This window comes from Sphingobium sp. TKS (genome assembly GCF_001563265.1).
Classification (GTDB): domain Bacteria; phylum Pseudomonadota; class Alphaproteobacteria; order Sphingomonadales; family Sphingomonadaceae; genus Sphingobium.
The window spans coordinates 3,197,893-3,213,412 of sequence record NZ_CP005083.1; the positions used below are offsets into that span (position 1 = coordinate 3,197,893).

Annotated in this window: 14 protein-coding genes; 9 read left to right on the plus strand and 5 right to left on the minus strand. The window is 62.4% G+C overall.

Features of this window, described 5'->3' with window-relative positions; all coding sequences use genetic code 11:
- Nucleotides 1–2: 2 nt before the first annotated feature.
- Genes K426_RS15820 through K426_RS15830 form a run of 3 tightly spaced genes read right to left on the minus strand, consistent with a single transcriptional unit; the run spans nt 3 to nt 2,367 of the window.
- Nucleotides 3–545 (minus strand): flavin reductase, encoded by a 543-nt coding sequence (locus K426_RS15820; RefSeq protein WP_066559024.1) that lies wholly within the window; start codon nt 543–545, stop codon nt 3–5.
- Between the two features lie 5 nt (nt 546–550).
- On the minus strand, nt 551–1,438 hold the full coding sequence (locus K426_RS15825; RefSeq protein ID WP_066559027.1) for an alpha/beta fold hydrolase: 888 nt from the start codon (nt 1,436–1,438) through the stop codon (nt 551–553).
- A 29-nt stretch (nt 1,439–1,467) separates the two neighbouring features.
- Nucleotides 1,468–2,367: a VOC family protein gene (locus tag K426_RS15830; RefSeq protein ID WP_066559034.1), complete on the minus strand. Its 900-nt coding sequence runs from the start codon at nt 2,365–2,367 to the stop codon at nt 1,468–1,470.
- Between the two features lie 123 nt (nt 2,368–2,490).
- Here K426_RS15830 and K426_RS15835 point away from each other — a divergent pair, with 123 nt between their 5' ends.
- Entirely contained in the window at nt 2,491–3,393 is a 903-nt protein-coding gene (locus K426_RS15835) for a LysR family transcriptional regulator (RefSeq protein ID WP_066559036.1), read from the plus strand.
- A 7-nt stretch (nt 3,394–3,400) separates the two neighbouring features.
- On the opposite strand, the gene tcuA is transcribed toward K426_RS15835, so the two are convergent.
- Nucleotides 3,401–4,852 (minus strand): FAD-dependent tricarballylate dehydrogenase TcuA, encoded by a 1,452-nt coding sequence (tcuA, locus tag K426_RS15840; RefSeq protein ID WP_066559039.1) that lies wholly within the window; start codon nt 4,850–4,852, stop codon nt 3,401–3,403.
- A gap of 141 nt (nt 4,853–4,993) precedes the next feature.
- On the opposite strand from tcuA, the gene K426_RS15845 reads away from it, so the two are divergent.
- The 8 genes from K426_RS15845 to K426_RS15880 all read left to right on the plus strand — a co-directional run bounded on the left by K426_RS15845 (nt 4,994) and on the right by K426_RS15880 (nt 14,757).
- Nucleotides 4,994–7,303 (plus strand): TonB-dependent receptor, encoded by a 2,310-nt coding sequence (locus K426_RS15845; RefSeq protein WP_066559042.1) that lies wholly within the window; start codon nt 4,994–4,996, stop codon nt 7,301–7,303.
- A gap of 62 nt (nt 7,304–7,365) precedes the next feature.
- Nucleotides 7,366–7,959 (plus strand): cysteine hydrolase family protein, encoded by a 594-nt coding sequence (locus K426_RS15850; protein WP_066559045.1) that lies wholly within the window; start codon nt 7,366–7,368, stop codon nt 7,957–7,959.
- A 4-nt stretch (nt 7,960–7,963) separates the two neighbouring features.
- Nucleotides 7,964–8,812 carry an isocitrate lyase/PEP mutase family protein gene (locus K426_RS15855; RefSeq protein ID WP_066559048.1) on the plus strand — a complete coding sequence of 283 codons (849 nt, stop codon included), beginning with the start codon at nt 7,964–7,966 and terminating at the stop codon, nt 8,810–8,812.
- 4 nt (nt 8,813–8,816) lie between these two features.
- Nucleotides 8,817–10,232, plus strand: coding sequence for an FAD-dependent oxidoreductase (locus K426_RS15860; RefSeq protein ID WP_066559051.1), 1,416 nt, complete (start codon nt 8,817–8,819; stop codon nt 10,230–10,232).
- The gene (locus tag K426_RS15865) at nt 10,229–10,981 is read left to right on the plus strand and encodes an SDR family NAD(P)-dependent oxidoreductase (protein ID WP_066559054.1); all 753 of its coding nucleotides are present in this window, start codon (nt 10,229–10,231) and stop codon (nt 10,979–10,981) included. The genes K426_RS15860 and K426_RS15865 overlap by 4 nt, the downstream gene beginning before the upstream one ends.
- 600 nt (nt 10,982–11,581) lie before the next feature.
- A complete protein-coding gene (locus K426_RS15870; RefSeq protein ID WP_066559057.1) occupies nt 11,582–13,042 on the plus strand; it encodes a glycoside hydrolase family 16 protein in 1,461 nt (486 codons plus the stop codon).
- Between the two features lie 318 nt (nt 13,043–13,360).
- On the plus strand, nt 13,361–14,488 hold the full coding sequence (locus tag K426_RS15875; protein WP_066559064.1) for a glycosyl hydrolase: 1,128 nt from the start codon (nt 13,361–13,363) through the stop codon (nt 14,486–14,488).
- Nucleotides 14,489–14,499: 11 nt separating this feature from the next.
- Nucleotides 14,500–14,757, plus strand: coding sequence for a MoaD/ThiS family protein (locus K426_RS15880; protein ID WP_066559067.1), 258 nt, complete (start codon nt 14,500–14,502; stop codon nt 14,755–14,757).
- Between the two features lie 77 nt (nt 14,758–14,834).
- On the opposite strand, the gene trxC is transcribed toward K426_RS15880, so the two are convergent.
- Nucleotides 14,835–15,275, minus strand: a complete 441-nt coding sequence (gene trxC, locus K426_RS15885) for a thioredoxin TrxC (protein WP_066561884.1) — start codon at nt 15,273–15,275, stop codon at nt 14,835–14,837.
- Nucleotides 15,276–15,520: the final 245 nt, after the last annotated feature.

Genomic DNA, 15,520 nt, shown 5'->3' on the forward strand with positions numbered 1-15,520 from the left:
GTTCACTGGATCGGGCGTTCGGGCAGGAATGCCCCGTCGAAATAGATGAGCGGGTCGCCCCCCGGTTCGCGCAGCAGCACGCCCAGCACGTCGCAGATGAAGATATCGTGCGTGCTGGCTTCGATGCTTTCGCCCACAAGGCAGTCGAAGCTGGCGAGCGCGCTGCCGAGCAGGGGCGCGCCGCTGGTGGCGGTGAGCCAGTTGCCTTGCGCGAACTTCTCCTCCGGCGGAACGCCCCCGGCAAAACGCTTGGCCAGCGGCAGGGCATCATCACCCAGCACATTGACGCCCAATATGCGCGACTGGCTGATGATATTATGCGCCCAGGTCGAGCGGTTGATGCAGACCAGCAGCCGCGCCGGTTCGGCCGTGACGGACGCCACCGCCGTCGCCGTCAGCCCGGCCCACCCCTCACGCCCCTGGCCCGGCGCGACCGAGGTGATGATCGTGCATGCCCCGGCCAGGCGCCGCATGCCCTGCCGGAACAGGTCGGGCTTGGGCGCCATGGGCGACGACGGGATGGGATGGGCGAGCGCGGCGGCCATGGCTGTCAGACCTCTCCGGTGGTCAGATATTTGACCACCACGGCATCGAATTCCTCAGGGCTTTCATATTGCGGCCAGTGACCGCAATCCTTTTGCATGACGTAGAGCTTGCCTTTCTTGAGGCGCGGCAGGGCGGCCTCGGCGGCGGGGACGTCATGGATCGGGTTATGCGTGGTCCAGAGCAGCAGGGCTTCCTGCTCGATCTTTTCCAGCTCCATCGCGTCGGGCATCGCTTTGCCGCCGCCGGCCTTGGCCTGGTTCAGCCGGGCGAAGACCAGAGGCGCGGACTTCTGGAAATCGGGCCGCGAATAGATGGCGAGGCGGGATTCGATCAGCTCATCGGTCAGAAGATCCCAATTGCCTTCATAGATGAGCCACTGCATCCGTTCCTTGATGCTCTCGAAGCTGGGCGGCTTACCGTAATTCTTCTCGGTCAGCGTGGCGAGGTTGACCAGATCCTGGCGGCCCTTGTCAGTCATGATCGGAATGCCGCCGGCGGTATTGAGGATCAGGCGCAGGCAGCGTTCGGGATATTTGACCGCGAACAGGCCGGTTACCAGCCCGCCCAGAGATTCGCCGGAAATATGCGCCTTCTCGATGCCGAGCACGTCCATCAACTCCTTGAGTTGATCGGCATAGATGCTGGCGGGATATTCGATGTCGGTCTTCTTTTCCGACAGGCCGTGGCCGACGAAATCAAAGGCGATGACGTGGAAATGCTCGCCCAGCGGCACCACATTTTTTGAATAGGCCTCGATATGGCCGCCGATGCCGTGCATCAGGAACAGCGCTTCGGGTTTGCCCTTGCCCGCTTCGGCAATGCGCACGCGGCCGAAGCTCGGCGTGTCGACATAGCGGATTTCGGCGCTGAGAAAATCGATCCAGATAGACATAATCACTCCCTGATTGGATTGGCCACTATTCAGTCGGCCATGTTCATGTTGCGGGCGTGGCCCCAGTCCGACATGCGGTCGTAGATTTGCGGCTCCCAGCTCGCATCGTCGATCACCAGACCGCCATGACCCAGTTCCATCCCGAAGCCCGAGGGGGTCCGCATGTAAAAGCTGAACATCTGGTCGTTCGGGTGATGCCCGAGTTCCAGCACGATCGGGATACCGGCCTTCTTGGCGCGATCGCAGGCCAGGCCGACATCGTTCATGTCCCGATATTCCAGCATCAGGTGATTGAGCCGCTTGGACGAAGGGAAAGAGCCTGTCGCGAGCGAGTGGTGACGCCCTGTAGCGCTGTGGAAGAAGGTCGCGTCCGCATAGACGCCCGGCGCGATGAGCTGCCGGATGCGGTCGCTGTAGCGCAGGCCCAATATGTCGCGATACCAGGCAACGCCCTCGTCATAGTCACGCGAGACCGGCAGGATATGGCCGATGCCAAGGTCGCCGGTCGTGAAACCTGCGCCGCGCAATATGGGCGAAAGATGGCCGCCATCCTGAACGAAACCAGTGCGCCCGCCGAAAAATTCATGGGTGACGCCGTTGGGATCGGTGAGGCTGTAGAGCCGGGTGACGCAGCGCGCCGCCGCTCGCCCGGCATCTTCTTCGCGCACATCCGCTCCCTTGGCGCGAAGGGCGGCGACATAGGCGTCCAGTTCCTCCGCCGTGCCGACATCCCAACCCGCATGGGTCAGGTCATCGTCATCCCCCTGGGTGGCGAGCATCCGCCAGGGATGATCGTCCATGCGCAGGCCAAGGCCGCCGTCGGGCGTCGTCACGGTGCCCAAGCCAACGATGTCGGTTGCAAAGCTGCGCCAGGCTCCAAGGTCGCTGACGGCAAAGACGACATAGGCGAGATTTTGCAATTCTGCCATCAATCCACTCCTGCATCTCGCTTGCCGCGAGTTGATAGGACTGGATTAGCGCGCCCTTCCTATTGTCAAAAACGATATATTTGGATAGTCACTATTGCGGTAAACGATTGGCAGGTAAGAGCGATGCAACTGAGGGATTTCGACGTCAACCTGTTGGTCACGATGGAGGCGATCTGGACCAACCGCAACGTATCCAACGCCGCAAGGACGCTGAACCTGGCGCAGTCCACGGTCAGCGCCGCGCTCAACCGGCTGCGGCAGGCGCTGGACGATGAACTGTTCACCTGGTCGGGCAGCGAAATGGTGCCGACGCCGCTGGCCGAACAAATCATGCCGGACGTGTCCCAATTGCTGAATGGTGTGCGGGCAGTCATCACCAAGTCACGCGGCCAGATCGATACTGTCGAGCGGCGGCTGGTGATTGCGACGGCAGACTATGTCGCGGCGCTGGTTGGCGGGCCGTTGCTGACGCGGGCGGCTATAGAGGCTCCACAACTGTCCTTCGACTTTGTCGAGATCCGGCCGCAATTCCTCAACCGCTCGACCCGGCCAGACATCGACCTGTTCGTCTTTCCGGCCAATGCGCTGCGCGTATCGGGCATGGAACGGGAATTGCTCTATCGCGACACTTATGTCTGCATCGGCGCGGAGGATAATGACGCGCTCTACCCCGGAATGTCGGCCGATGAATTTCTGGCGCTGCGCCATGTCGGTTATTCGGCGCTGCCCCGCGTGTCGTTCAACCATGAAACCATGTTGTGGGACGAGCTGGGCAAGGCCGCGAACCTTCGCCTCACCATGGGCAATTATCTGATCTTCGCCCGGATCGTCGCAGGCAGCGACGCGGTCGCCATCCTGCCCAGGCGACTGGCCACGACGCTGAAGGGGGAATGGAAGCTCAAATGGATCGAACCTCCCCTTCCCACCCCGGAAATCGACATCTCGGCCACCTGGCGGCCCGATCAATCGAAGGACATTGCGCTGACCTGGCTACGTCAGGCGCTGGTCGACATCATGGCTATGTAGTCCGGCATCAGCCCATGGCGGCGTGGGCACCGGCGATCCGGCCGAACACCGCGCCGCTGGTCAGGCCCGCGCCGCCGGGATAGCGATCATAATAAAGGCCGCCGACCAGTTCGCCCGCCGCGTAGAGCCCGGCGATCGCCTCGCCTTCCTCGCTCTGGACGCGGGCCTGCTCGTCGATCGCCAATCCGCCGAAGGTCAGCGTGATGCCGCATGTGACCTCATAAGCGACAAAGGGCGGCTCGCGCAGCGCCCGCGCCCAATTGCTCTTGTTGATCGCAAGACCCCGGGTGCCGCGTCCATCCTTCACCGCAGGGTTGAAGGGCACGTCCTCATCCACCGCTGCATTGAATTCCGCGATTGTCCGCAGCATGGCGTCGCGGTCTATGCCTTCCAGCTTGGCCGCCAATCCTTCCAGCGTATCCGACTCGAATCGCGCGGCGCGTGGCACGCGATATTCGTCGGGCAGGATAGGGATCGACTGGGCGTCGAACAATTGCCAGCCCGTGCCGCCGGGCTGGCGCAGAATCGCCGCGCCCATTTTCGAATAGGTATAGTTGCGGAAGTCAGATCCCTCGTCGAAGAAACGTTCGCCATTGCGGTTCACGACTATACCGAGCGTGAAATAATTCTTCTGCTGGTTGATCATGGCGATATTGCCGAAGTCCTCGGCTCCCGCATCGAAGAAAACGCTGTGGCAGCCCGACCAGTCGCCATGCGACCGTGCACCGATGGCGAAGGCGGCCTGTATGACATTGCCGGTGTTGTAGCGCGACCCCCGGACCTTCGCGAGATCCCAGCCCTGCCCCAGAGTGCGCACCCGCCATTCCGCATTGGCGTGATAGCCGCCCGCCGCCAGCACGACCGCATCGGCATGCAGCGCCTCGCCGTTGACGATGACGCCCTCCACCCCATGGCGATTGCCGATCAGATGTTCGACCTTGTGGTCGTAGCGGATCGTGACGCCCAGCGCCTCTGCACGGCGGAACAGCGCGTCCACCAGGCCAACTCCGCCGCCAGCCGTCTCCACGGTCAGGCCGCCCCAGAAGATGTTCCGCCCGTCGACCTTGAAGGATTGGCGGCCATAAGCGGGCAGGAAACGCACACCCTGATCGCGCATCCATGACAGGGTAGGCAAGCTTTGCTGCACCAAAATGTCGATCAGCAGCGGATCGGCGCGATAGCCGCTGAGTTCGCACAGATCGAGGTAGAATTTCTCCGCGTCATAACGACCGAAGTCGCTGCTGTCCCGCTCCTGCTCGGTCAGGTCGGGAACGAGATGGGCGATATCCTCCACCCCTTCATAGACTGTGCGGAAGGCTCCCCCCGTAAAGGCGGAGTTGCCGCCCCGCGCCGCTTCGGGCGCCCGCTCCAGTACCGTGACCCGCGCGCCCGCCTCCGCCGCGGCTATCGCTGCACACAGCGCCGCATTACCCGCACCCACCACAAGGACATTCCGCATTCCATCTCTCCTATCGTCATAGACGATAATCGCTATCGATAATTATCGCTTCACTCGATGATGGCGATGTTCTAGCCCTGTGGTCAAGAGGAAAGCCAAGGCGCAGCCAAAACAAGCCGCCGGCCAATGGGAGAGAAGAAGATGACGTTCGCGCGCCTTGCAACAGCGGTGTCCAGCACCGCGCTTGCCATGTCCTTTTTGTCCGCCGGACCCTCTCTGGCGCAAGAGGCATCACAGCCGGAAAATGGCGCCGACATCATCGTCACCGCGACCAAGCGGGCGGAATCGATCAACGATGTTCCCATGTCGATCAGCGCCGCTTCCGGGGACGAGCTGGTCAAGGCGGGCATCCAGAGCGCCAATGATCTGGGCAAGATCGTGCCGGGCTTCACCTTCACCCAGTCGGCCTACAGCACGCCGGTCTATTCGCTGCGCGGCGTGGGCTTCTACAATTACGACATCGGTTCTACGCCGACCGTGACGGTCTATCAGGACGAGGCGCCCCTGCCCTTTTCCGCGATGACGCGCAGCGCCAGTTTCGACCTGGAACGGGTGGAAGTATTGAAGGGGCCGCAGGGCTTGCTGTTCGGGTCCAATTCGACCGGCGGCGCGGTAAACTATATCGCTGCGCGCCCGACCGACCATCTGACCGCAGGGGCCGACGCCAGCTATGGCCGCTTCGATAGCTGGGATCTGGGCGGCTTCGTGTCCGGTCCCGTCAGCGACAACGTCGCTGTGCGCATCGCTGCGCGGCATGAAGGATCGGGTGAATGGCAGCACAGCGCGACCCGGCCCGGCGACCGCAATGGCAAGCGGGATTTCACCCAGCTTCGCGGCCTGATCGATTATAATGGGGAGCGTTTGAAGGCAAAGATCGGCTTCAACGCCTTCTGGGACAAGTCCGACGTGCAGGCGGCGCAGCTTATCCAGGTCAATCCGCTGATGCCGCCCTTCGTCGATCCGCGCCTGGCGAACCAACCGATCGTCACATCCGACGCCCGTGTGGGCGACTGGACGGCGGGCCTCAATCCCCGCCGCGACGACCGCCAGTGGCAGGTGACGGGCCGGTTCGACTATGACCTCAGCGACAGCGTGACGCTGACCTCGCTCACCTCCTATTCCGACTATAAGCCGCATGACGTGGTCGACCCTGACGGGACCGCACTGGTGCTGGTCGACACGATCGACAGCGGGCGGATCAAGGCCTTCTTCCAGGAAGTCCGGCTTTCGGGCGAGTTCGGCTCCGGCAGCCGCTGGATCGTCGGCGCCAACCATGAAAACAACAAGGTGGATGAAGTCCAGCGACTGACTTCGACCGAAGCGTCCGGCTTCGCACCCTTCGCCGTCTTCTTCGGCCTGCCGGTGCCCGACCAGATCCCGATTTCTTCGGAGCAGCGGTTCAAGACCTATGGCGTCTTCGGCAATGTCGACCTGGCGGTGAGCGATACCATCACGCTGCATGGCGGGCTTCGTTACACCGACACGTCGGACAAGTTCACCGGCTGCACCGGCAACAGCGCCAATGGCAGCCTGGCGGTCGGCCTGGGTATCATCACCCAGGGCGATCCGTCGGCGCTCGGCCCCAACCCGCAATGCACGCAGCTCAATGCCGCTCTGCAACCGACGATCACGCGCACCAAGCTGGCGCAGGACAATCTGTCCTGGCGCGGTGGCATCGACTTCAAGCCCAATAAGGACACGCTGCTCTATGCCAGCGTCAGTCGCGGTTACAAGGTCGGCGCCTTCCCGCTGATCCCGGCATCGTCGGACTCGCAATATACGCCGGTGACGCAGGAAAAGCTGACCGCCTATGAAGCCGGTTTCAAGCTGACGCTGCTGGACCGGAAACTGCAACTGAACGGTGCGGTATTCCACTATGACTATCGCGACAAGCAGACTCTGTGCAGCGTCATCCTGACGCCCAATATATTCGGCCCGTTGAACCTGCTGGTCAATATTCCCAAGTCGAAGGTGACGGGTGCCGAACTACAGGCGGTGCTGCGTCCGGTGCGGGGGCTGACGCTGAATGCAGGCGTGACTTATGTCCGCAGCCGCATCGGGGACTTCGTGAACTTCGATCCCTATGGCGTGGTCGAGAATTTCAAGGGCGAATCCTTCCCCAACACGCCGCGCTGGCAATGGTCGGTGGCCGCCGATTACGAATTCCCGGTATCGCAGACGCTCAACGCCTTTATTGGCGGCAATATCAACGGCCGCAGCAAGACCAACGGCGCACTCGGGCAAAATCCGACGCTGGCGATCGACGGCTATACTCTTATCGACCTGCGCGCCGGAATTGCCAGCGCCAACGACCGCTGGCGCTTCAGCATCTGGGGCCGCAATGTCGGTGATAAATATTATTGGACCAATGCCTACAAGATCGCGGACGTATCCGCCCGCTTCGCCGGTATGCCGGCGACCTACGGCGCGACGCTTTCTGTCCGTTACTGATCCTTTCCGCCGGTCGGTGACCTGTCCCCGCCCGGCCTGTCCCGAAACCCGGAGAATGATGAATGACGTCCGCGCTTCTACTGCTCGATCTGCAAAATGAAATGGTCGACCCCAAGGGCAAGGTCGGAGCGCATGGGCTGGCCAAGATCGTCGAGGAACGGGGCGTGCTGGCCAATGCCCGCCGCTGCCTCGACGCGGCCCGCAGCGCCGGCATGGCGGTGGTCCATGTCCGGCTCGGCTTTCGTCCCGACTATGCCGATTGCCTGAGCGTCGCCGCCCGGATCGGCGGGTTGAAATCCAATCGCGCCGCGATCGTCGGGGAGTTCGGCACCGAATTCCATCCCGATGTCGCGCCAGCCGATGGCGAGCTGGTGATCACCAAACAGTGCGTCAATCCCTTCTTCAACACAGGCCTGATGACCTGGCTGATGCAGAAGGGCATCAAGCGGCTCTACATGGGCGGGGTCGCCACCCATCTGGTCGTGGAAAGCACCGCTCGTTTCGCGGACGATGCCGGTTTCGCGCCCGTCGTGATCGAGGATATCTGCGCCGCCCCAAATCTGGCGCTGCACGATCATTTCATCACGATGATCGCCCCCGCCGTCGGCACGGTCAGCAACAGCGGCCAGTTCGTCCAGGCGGCGCGGGAGGGCTGATCCCATGGCGCTGCGGGAAATCGCGTCGCGCCGGGAAGCCGTGCTGGCACCCGGCGCCGCCAACGCCCTCTTTGCGCGGATCATCGAGGATCTGGGCTTCGAATGCGTTTATGTGACCGGCGCCGGGATCGCCAATATGGCATTGGGCGCGCCCGACATCGGCCTGACGACGCTGGACGACATCGCCGGAACCGTGTCGCGCATAGCCGACGCCGTCAGCCTGCCGCTGATCGTCGACGCCGACACCGGCTTCGGCAATGCCGTCAACACGTTCCGCACGATGAAGGTGCTGGAGCGGGCGGGCGCATCCGCCATTCAGTTGGAGGACCAGCTTTTCCCCAAGCGCTGCGGCCATTTCAACGGCAAGGGCGTGATCCCGCTTGGCGAGATGCTGCCGAAGATCCGCGCCGCCGCAGATGCGCGGACACGTGACACGCTGATCATCGCCCGCACCGATGCGCTGGCGGTAGAGGGCATCGACACCGCACTGGAGCGCGCGGAAGCCTTTGTCGAGGCAGGCGCGGACATCACCTTCATCGAGGCGCCACGCGATGCGGATCAGATGCGTCGCATCGCCGCCTTGTCCGTGCCGCAGATCGCCAACATAGTCCATGGCGGCAAGACCCCGCCCTTGCCCCAATCCGAGCTGGCCGACATGGGCTTCGGCCTTGTCCTCTATGCCAATGCGGCCTTGCAGGCAGCGGTGCGGGCCAGCGCGACCGTGCTTGGTTCGCTCAAGGCCACCGGCTCGCTCGATGCCGTTCATGACCTGCTCGCCTCTTTCGAGGAACGGCAAGCAGCGGTGGCGAAACATCATTGGGACGCGCTCGAACAGCGGTTCAAACCGGAGTAAAATCATGCACCTGATCGTTGTGGGCAGCGGCATTGCGGGCCTGAGCGCCGCGCTGACCGCAGCCGAAGCCGGAGCGCGGGTTACGCTCATCGAACGCGCTGCGGAGGGCGAGCATGGCGGCAACACCCGCTATACCGAAGCCTATCTGCGCATGAAGTCGATGGATGAGGTGGCCGACGACTTTATCGACCATTTCATGGCCAATGCCGGGGGCTATACCGACCCCAGCATCGAACAGGAAATGGTGCGCGACCATGCCGACTGGTCACCCATTGCGCGCAGTCAGTCGATGGTCGACCCGGACCTGCTTTCCGCCTTTGCCGACCATGCGGGGACGACCCTGCGCTGGCTGGAGCGGGCCGGGCTGCGCTTCGATTTCCTGCCCACCGCGTTCATCACCACCACGACCACGCGCTTGCTGCCGGTCGGCGGCGGGCTGGCGATGGTCGAGACGCTGACGGAGGCATGCAAGGCGAAGGGCGTCGACTTCCGCTTCGAAACAACCGCCCGGTCGCTGCTGGTACAGGACGGGCGCGTCACCGGGCTGGCAACCAGCCGCGGCGCAATCGAGAGCGACGCCGTGATCCTTGCCTGCGGAGGGTTCGAGGGCAATCCGGAAATGCTGGCCCGCTACGTCGGCGCGCAGGCGATCAACCTGCGCCCCGTGGCGCGGGGCGGCCATTATAACAAAGGCGAAGGCATCCGCATGGCGCTCGACATCGGCGCCGCGCCCAATGGCGATTTCGGCAGCTATCATGCCGAACCGATCGATCCCCGCTCGGGCCTCGCGGAACCGGCGATCTTCACCTTTCCCTATGGCATACTGGTCAACAAGGACGGCCTGCGTTTCACCGACGAGGCACCCGGCACGGTCGATGCCCATTATGAAAATGTCACCCGGCGCATCTTCCAGCAGCGCGACGGCATCGCCTGGCTGATCGTCGATGCGCAGATCGACGATGTCCCCAACTGGCAGAAGGGCAGCCGCACCGATCAGCCGCCGGTCAGGGCCGACAGCATAGAGGCGTTGGCGGACGCGATCGGCGTGCCCCGCGATGTGTTGGCCGACACCATCGGCCGCTATAATGCAGCCTGCGGGGCAGGCGAATTCAAGCCGCTGGAGCGTGACGGTCTTGCCACCCAAGGCCTCACGCCGCCCAAATCCAACTGGGCGCGGCCGATCGACCGGGCGCCCTATCTCGCCTGGCCGGTGATCTCGGCCAATGTCTTCACCTTCGGTGGCTTGAAGGTCGATCGCCACGCCCGGGTGCTGGATCAGGACGGCCGCGCCATCGATGGCCTTTATGCTGCCGGGGAGACGATGGGCCTCTATTATCGCACCTATACCGGGTCGACCTCCGTGCTGCGCGGCGCGGTGTTCGGGCGGCAGGCTGCACTTCACGCGAGCGCAGGCGCATGAAGACGCGGTTTGCGCTGGACGATATGGCCGTGCTGGTCACTGGAGCGGGCGGCATGATCGGCGGCGCGATCGCGCAGCGTATGGCCGAAGGCGGCGCCCGGCTGGCACTTGCCGACCGGGAAGCGCCATCATCGGCGGGTGACAGCCGCAGCTATGCGCTCGACCTCTCCGACGCGGCGCAGGTGCGCGAACTGGTCGATGCGGTGGTCCACGATTTCGGCCGGATCGACTGCCTCGTCACTGCGGCGGGCATCACGTCGCTGGGTTCATTTGAGGACATCAGCCTGGAGGAATGGGACCGGGTGCATGGCATCAACCTGCGCGGCGTGTTCCTCGCCAATCAGGCGGTGATCGCGCCGATGAAGGCGGCTGGCTTCGGCCGGATCGTCAATATCGGGTCAGTGCTTGCCAAAAATGGCGGCAACCCGCGCCCCTGGATCGACCCGCAAGAACAGACGCGCGCAGGCAACGCCGCCTATGGCGCGGCCAAGGCGGGCGTGCATGCGCTCACCCTCTACCTCGCCAGGGAGCTGGCATCGCACGGCATCACCGTCAACGCCGTCGCGCCCGGCCCGATCGCCAGCCCGATGACGAACAGCTTCCCTACCACGCTGGTACAGCAAATCCCGGCAGGCCGCATGGGCCGGTCCGATGAGGTGGCGGGCATGGTCGCCTGGCTCTGCACGCGAGAGAGCGCCTTCGTCACCGGCGAGATCGTCGACGTGAACGGCGGCCTCTGGATGGATTGATCACAAGCACGGGACAAGATGATGGCCATAGCTCACGACGCATCGGTGGTACCATCGTGAATATCATTCGGGACGTATGCTGTCGTTAGAACGGCGCGCTCTAACTGAATGGCGCGCAAGGCCTGGGAGAAGTTGTAGCCCAAGCGCGAAAAGACGCAGAAGCATGATCGCGGCGAAGGCAGTTCTCCCAGCGCTGGAAGGCTCCCGCGAGGCTCGAATTGTCAACATCGGCGCCGTTGCCACCGAAGTCGTTGGGCCTGAGACGGGCCACTATGAATTTCTCCCGCAAATGCCCATCGGATCGTACGGGCGACCACTGAGGTCGAGAGCCGGGCGTGGTGAGGCGCGTGCGGGCAAATCCGTGCAGGTCGCTTGCCCAAGCCCAAACAACCCACCTCCAGCATATCGGCGACAAATCGTGCCGTGAAGCCGGTGAGATGAACGTAAAAGTCGTTTCGCCGAATCTAAAAAAAGGTTGATATACAGAATGATAGCTGAGAATCCGCTGGCCCGAAACGGGGCAGCGGCACTATCTGCATAGGATAAGGAGGAATCGGCAAAGCGGTCAGTCTCATCCAAGAGAACAACAGGGGTCGCATCATGAAAAAAACATTTTTCTCACGCTCGCTTTCGGGCGCTCTATTCGCATGCCTTTTTATGGTTTGTTTCAGCGCCTTGGCTTTAACCTCGAACGCGATCTTCTTTGCACGTTCAGATCGTGAAGCGCCAGCGTTGGGGGCGGCAACGGACAGGCATGCTTCAGATGCCAAAATCGACACATTGGAATTCATGCGCTCCGCAATAGAAAACGCATCCGCGCAGCACGTGGCTGCCGCTGATACGACTGCCATTGCATCATTCTCATCATTAGATGCAGGCGATTTTTCCAGCTTCGACTTTGCGAACGGCACCCGATATCCGGAGCGGGCCACTGCGTCGGTTGGGCCCGCGACTTATCAGCCTGGGGCTAATGTGGCTCATGTCCCGATCTCGCTTGACCGGCCGACGCCCAACACCGTTATCGCTAGGGTGATGACCGAAGACGGCACCGGACTGGTGAGAGGCGTTGCGGGGATCAACTATCAGCCCATATACAAAGCCGTCATCTTCCGCCCAGGCGATCCGCTGACAAAAACCGTCGACGTGCCGATCATCCTCGGGATCCCGCAAGCCGATTTCATCGTCCGTTTCGTCGAAGCGCCCTGGGGAGGTAAGATGGGAACCGATCGCGCCTATGTGCAGTGCGACTTTCAGAAAGAGGCCACACCGGCGCAGACTGTCGGGCGCGAGCCTCGGACCTTTTCGCCGAGCGGCACGCTTCAGTGGAGGATGAGCCGGGATACAATGAAATGGTCGGATGCAGGCCATGACAAGGCCTGGTCGACCAAGCTGCCAAACGGCCGCTCGCAGCCGGGGAACCAGGAAACCGGGATTTATCTTGATGGCTGGGTTTACCGTGACGCCGGGATCGAGGCGCCCCTGCGCTACACGGACGATGGACTAGTCATGCATAGCCAGAAGCTCAAACAGCCGCTGGAGTGGGATGGCGTTCCCTATAATTATGGTTCGGTCGTCCTGAGCGGTCACAATACCAAGCCGGTCCAGATCGGATATGGCCAATATGAATTCACGGCCAAGATGCCGGACCGGCGCGGCTCATGGCCAGCTTTCTGGCTCATCTCCACAGCTGGCTGGCCCCCCGAGATCGACATCTATGAGGGGTTCGGCTTCGAGAGCTGGTGGGATTTCGATCGCTATACCGCCAACACGCTGCATGGCGGTGCCAATATCACCCGCACCTTCCAGCAAGGAATATTCATGAATACCGAGGAGGTCTATGGCATCGGCGGTTTTACGAAAAGCTTCCACAGCTTTGCCGTGGATATACAGCCGGACTATATAAGCTGGTTCATAGATGGCAAGGAGACCTACCAGGCCGTCAATCCTTTCGCCGGCTTCCGCTGGTACCCGATCATGGATGTCGCAGTGAAGACGACCGGCGATTATGCGGATGGCTCAGGTGACATGATCGTCAAAGACATCAAGATTTATTCCAATTAAGGCAAGGAATGAATTTGGGTGCGGCCCTGGATGACAGGGAGGCGGCGCCGGATGTCCAATCACCCAATAGGCCTCACCCTAAGCCGTTATTCTGCAAGCGGCCATTTTCGCAGTATAATGCAAGGTGACCGGACGGGCCGCTCCTGCGGAAGCGAATTGGCCACTTAATGTCTGGGATGGGCCGTTTTTCCGGTTAACGGGCGCCCCCTGATCGCTGTCGATCGTTCAACTTGACCAAGGCTGCTTTCCGTCCGAGACTGTCGCAGCCGAGCGCGCCGCCAATTGGTCAGGCGGCCCATTTCGGCGGGAGACCGAGACATGCACGAGCTTGCCCTGCTGGTGGCGACGCGAAAGGGTGCCTGGATCTATCGCAGCGATGTCGGACGGCGGGAATGGCAGGCCGATGGTCCGCACTTCCTGGGCCATATCATCCATCATCTGGTACTCGATCCGCGCGATGGTCGCACATTGCTGGCCGCCGCCAAGACCGGGCACCTGGGTCCGACGATCTTCCGCTCGACCGACCTGGGCAGGAACTGGAGCGAGGCGAGCCGTCCGCCAGCCTTTCCCAAGGCGCGAGAAGGAGAGGTTGGCCGCGCCGTCGATCACAGTTTCTGGTTGACCCCCGGTCACACCACCGAACCGGGCGTCTGGTATGCCGGAACCTCACCACAAGCGCTCTTTCGTAGCGAGGATGGTGGTGTGACCTGGGAAGGCGTCGCGGGCTTCAACGACAACCCCGCCTATCGCGACCGTTTGGGTGGCACACAGGACGGAACCCCCGATGGTCCGAAGCTGCATTCGTTGCTGGTCGACCCGCGCGACGCGGCCCATCTCTACCTTGGCATGTCGGGTGGGGGCGTGCACGAATCACATGATGCCGGCCAGACCTGGATGCCGTTGATCGAAGGGCTGGAGGTGGTCGCCGGGTTCGATGCCAGCCAATGGGCCTTTCACGACCCACATTGCCTGGCGCTATGCCCTTCGAACCCCGACCGGCTCTATCAGCAGAACCATTGCGGTATTTACCGGATCGATCGGCCGTCGAACCAATGGCGGCGGATCGGACGCGCCATGCCGGCGGAGGTCGGCGACATTGGCTTTCCCATCATAACCCACCCACGCGACGACCGGATTGCCTGGGTATTCCCGATGGACGGCACCGACGTTTGGCCACGCACCAGCCCGGGGGGCAAGCCTGCAGCCTATATCACTCGCGATGGCGGCGAGTCCTGGTCGCGACAGGATGCCGGCCTGCCTCAGAACGGCGCCTGGTGGACGGTCTATCGCCAGGCGATGGCCAACGATGCCTGTGATCCGGTCGGCATCTATGTCGGCACGTCCAGCGGCAGCCTGTGGATGAGCGCGGATGAAGGCGAGCAATGGTCGATGATCGCGCAGCATCTACCGCCAGTCTATGCCGTGGAAACGGCCGTCCTGGCCTGAGGAGAAGTGGCATGAATGTGTCGATTCCCAGCGCGCTGCAATCCTATACTGGCACGTCGCAGGTTGAGGCGTCGGGCGCGAACCTTATCGATTTGTTCGCTACGCTTGATGCGCGCTATCCCGGCATCCGCTTTCGCATGATTGACGAGCAGGACCGCTTTCGCCGCAATATGCGCTGCTTCGTCAACGGTGAACAGGTTTTCGAACTAGGCAGGCCGCTGTCCGCCTGGGACGAAGTCATCATCCTCCAGGCTCTCAGCGGGGGATGACGATCGTTGGCGCGGGCGTGCTGCGGGTTCGCAGCCTGCGCGATATTTGCTTTAGCGTGTCTCGCGCCGATGTCCCCCTACAATTGCGCCCTTGCCCATGCGACGATGGCCTGTTGCGGCATTGCGCCCGATTGCCGGGCCACTTCGCGCCCGTTCGAGAACAGGATCATCGTGGGGATCGAACGTATGCCGTAGCGCGCGGCGATGCCCTGCTCGGCTTCCGTATCGAGCTTGCCCAAGCGCATGAAGGGTTCAAGGTCGCGCGCTGCCCCGGCAAAAGCAGGCGCCATCTGGCGGCAGGGGCCACACCAGGACGCCCAAAAATCCACCAGGAGGGGCACGCCGCTGCGACCGGCATGCGCATCGAAATTGGCGGCGGTTAGCGAAACCGGCTCACCCGCGAAAAGTGGCTGCTTGCACCGCCCGCATGTGCCCCCTGCATGCCGTTTATCCGGTGGGACACGGTTGGCGGCGCTGCAATGTGGGCAGACGATGATCAGAGCTTTGTCTTGGGTCATGAAACTGCCTTGCTTCCTCACGCTCGCGAAAGCGAGAGCCATAAACCGTCCGGTCGCGATGGCCATCGAATAGCCGCCTGTCCGCACCCCGGGAAGTCTATATGTCCCGGTTAACGACTGTAAAGGGTCGGCTTTTTCCGGCCAGGAGGTCGGTCCCTCCGATGACAATCTTCGCGTCGATTTCGTGTTATATCCGTAGAGGCAAGGAACCCTGGACCCCCTCCATTCGTCCGGCTGTTTGCCGG

Coding starts and splice junctions, on each gene's coding strand:
- K426_RS15820 (WP_066559024.1), bottom strand. CDS start 545: ATGGCCGCCGCGCTCGCCCATCCCATCCCGTCGTCGCCCATGGCGCCC.
- K426_RS15825 (WP_066559027.1), bottom strand. CDS start 1,438: ATGTCTATCTGGATCGATTTTCTCAGCGCCGAAATCCGCTATGTCGAC.
- K426_RS15830 (WP_066559034.1), bottom strand. CDS start 2,367: ATGGCAGAATTGCAAAATCTCGCCTATGTCGTCTTTGCCGTCAGCGAC.
- K426_RS15835 (WP_066559036.1), top strand. CDS start 2,491: ATGCAACTGAGGGATTTCGACGTCAACCTGTTGGTCACGATGGAGGCG.
- tcuA (WP_066559039.1), bottom strand. CDS start 4,852: ATGCGGAATGTCCTTGTGGTGGGTGCGGGTAATGCGGCGCTGTGTGCA.
- K426_RS15845 (WP_066559042.1), top strand. CDS start 4,994: ATGACGTTCGCGCGCCTTGCAACAGCGGTGTCCAGCACCGCGCTTGCC.
- K426_RS15850 (WP_066559045.1), top strand. CDS start 7,366: ATGACGTCCGCGCTTCTACTGCTCGATCTGCAAAATGAAATGGTCGAC.
- K426_RS15855 (WP_066559048.1), top strand. CDS start 7,964: ATGGCGCTGCGGGAAATCGCGTCGCGCCGGGAAGCCGTGCTGGCACCC.
- K426_RS15860 (WP_066559051.1), top strand. CDS start 8,817: ATGCACCTGATCGTTGTGGGCAGCGGCATTGCGGGCCTGAGCGCCGCG.
- K426_RS15865 (WP_066559054.1), top strand. CDS start 10,229: ATGAAGACGCGGTTTGCGCTGGACGATATGGCCGTGCTGGTCACTGGA.
- K426_RS15870 (WP_066559057.1), top strand. CDS start 11,582: ATGAAAAAAACATTTTTCTCACGCTCGCTTTCGGGCGCTCTATTCGCA.
- K426_RS15875 (WP_066559064.1), top strand. CDS start 13,361: ATGCACGAGCTTGCCCTGCTGGTGGCGACGCGAAAGGGTGCCTGGATC.
- K426_RS15880 (WP_066559067.1), top strand. CDS start 14,500: ATGAATGTGTCGATTCCCAGCGCGCTGCAATCCTATACTGGCACGTCG.
- trxC (WP_066561884.1), bottom strand. CDS start 15,275: ATGACCCAAGACAAAGCTCTGATCATCGTCTGCCCACATTGCAGCGCC.